The following is a 1616-nucleotide window of genomic DNA, read 5'->3' on the forward strand; positions in this document are numbered from 1 at the left end:
ATAATGTCGCGTGTGGGAGTACGGTAATTTTTGGCATTTTTATTGTCTCGGTTGTTTAAGAGTGGTTGTGGTTAAAGTGGTTTCAGATGGCCTTGGATATTCAATATTCAGGCCGTCTGAAAAATAGGTTTATAACATGATGCCTTTACTTTTTAAATTTTCCAGACATTCGTCCAAGTAAGCATCATCATGTTCGGCATAAATCGGCGAAGTAGCTGTTTCAGCCGCGTGCGAATGGTATGGGGCAACGGCTTTGCCGCGGTACAGCGGGTCTTTCCACAACGGGTCGGGTTTGTAGCCGCGTTTTTCCATTTCTTCCATAATCAGCGTGTGATAAAGATAGAGCTTGTTAGGCGAATGGGTAAAAACGTAATTAACCGTCGCATGCGGCCTGCCCCAGCCCGCTCCGCGTAAAGCAGCGCATTCACGGTGTTGCCCCAAAAGCTGGGCGCGGGGGAGTAGGGGGATAAGGGTTTGGTGCCAGAGTCTCATTGTGATTCAAATAATTTTGAGTAATCTTCGTAAGCTATCTTCAAATCCTTTTTTGAGTAGGTAGTATAAATGTGAAGACCCTCTTCAATTTCAGTGGTTAGATTTGATCCACTTTTCCCAAAGTATTTGTCTTTATGTAGACGGACTTTGGAATTTTTGGGTTTATATGCATTTTCTGAAGAGATGAGATTTCTTAATATGGAAGGATTTTGTTGGTGCTTTTCCTTAATAAAGGAGATAAATGCACTTCTGTTTACTTCAAAGATTTTTTCTTGATGATGTTCTTTGACAGTTTTTTCAAAACCTAACTCTGCTGTTTCATTTTTAGGAAATACAATTTCGCCTCTTAATGAGAGAAAGAGCCTTTTCACAAGATTTTCATCAATTGCAAAAAGCTCAGTTTCTCCTATTTGGCTTTTGCCGAAAATTTCATGAAGTAAGGTTTCTTTTTCTTTATAGTTGTCGGTTTTAATGGCTAGAATGCGCTCTAACCCAGCAACGTTTGCGTAGCCGTTGTTTTCCAAATGGCGCATTCTAATTTCAAAATTATTTTCGTCAGTAATACCAATTTTATATACACCTTTGATGACGGTTTTCATTAGGTAGACAATGCCTGCTTTTTCCATTGTTGTCCTTTATTTTTATTTCTGTAAGAGGATATCTTTTCAGACGGCCTTTTTATCAAAAGCCGTCTGAAACCATCCGCCATCAAATATTATTAACACTTTGGCCAGTAAGCGCACGTTGGATGTTGCGGTTCATGCGCTTGGCGGCGAAGTTGTCTGTGCTGTGGCTGAGTTTGGCGACGGCGGCACGGATGTCTTCGGCTTTACCGTCTTTCAGACGGCCTTGCAAAGCGGCGATGTCTTGTTGAATCTGTTGCAATTCTTCGGCTTCCAATAAATCGCCATCCAGCTCAAGGGCGACGTTGACGGCGTCGGTCAGGCTTTCGGCTTCGACCACGGCTTCGGCGCGTGCGCGGGCTGCCATGTCTTCGGCTGCGTTGCTCATGCTGTCTTTGAGCATTTGGGTGATGGTGCTGTCGTCCAAGCCGTAGGAAGGTTTGACTTCGATTTGTGCCTGTACACCGGTGCTTTGTTCTTGTGCGGAAACGGACAGTAAAC

The 1616-nt window shown here is 43.5% G+C and carries 3 protein-coding genes; all 3 read right to left on the reverse strand.

From position 1 onward, the window contains the following. Window positions 1-129 precede the first annotated feature (129 nt). Window positions 130-492 (reverse strand): TIGR02328 family protein, encoded by a 363-nt coding sequence (locus ACTHS3_RS12595; RefSeq protein WP_070608066.1) that lies wholly within the window; start codon window positions 490-492, stop codon window positions 130-132. After that, the gene (locus tag ACTHS3_RS12600; RefSeq protein WP_440368090.1) at window positions 489-1118 is read right to left on the reverse strand and encodes a GIY-YIG nuclease family protein; all 630 of its coding nucleotides are present in this window, start codon (window positions 1116-1118) and stop codon (window positions 489-491) included. The genes ACTHS3_RS12595 and ACTHS3_RS12600 overlap by 4 nt, the downstream gene beginning before the upstream one ends. 82 nt (window positions 1119-1200) lie before the next feature. Then, on the reverse strand, window positions 1201-1616 hold a 416-nt coding region (locus tag ACTHS3_RS12605; RefSeq protein ID WP_440368091.1), incomplete at its 5' end, for an Hsp70 family protein.

The organism is Neisseria sp. P0009.S007 (assembly GCF_051962515.1).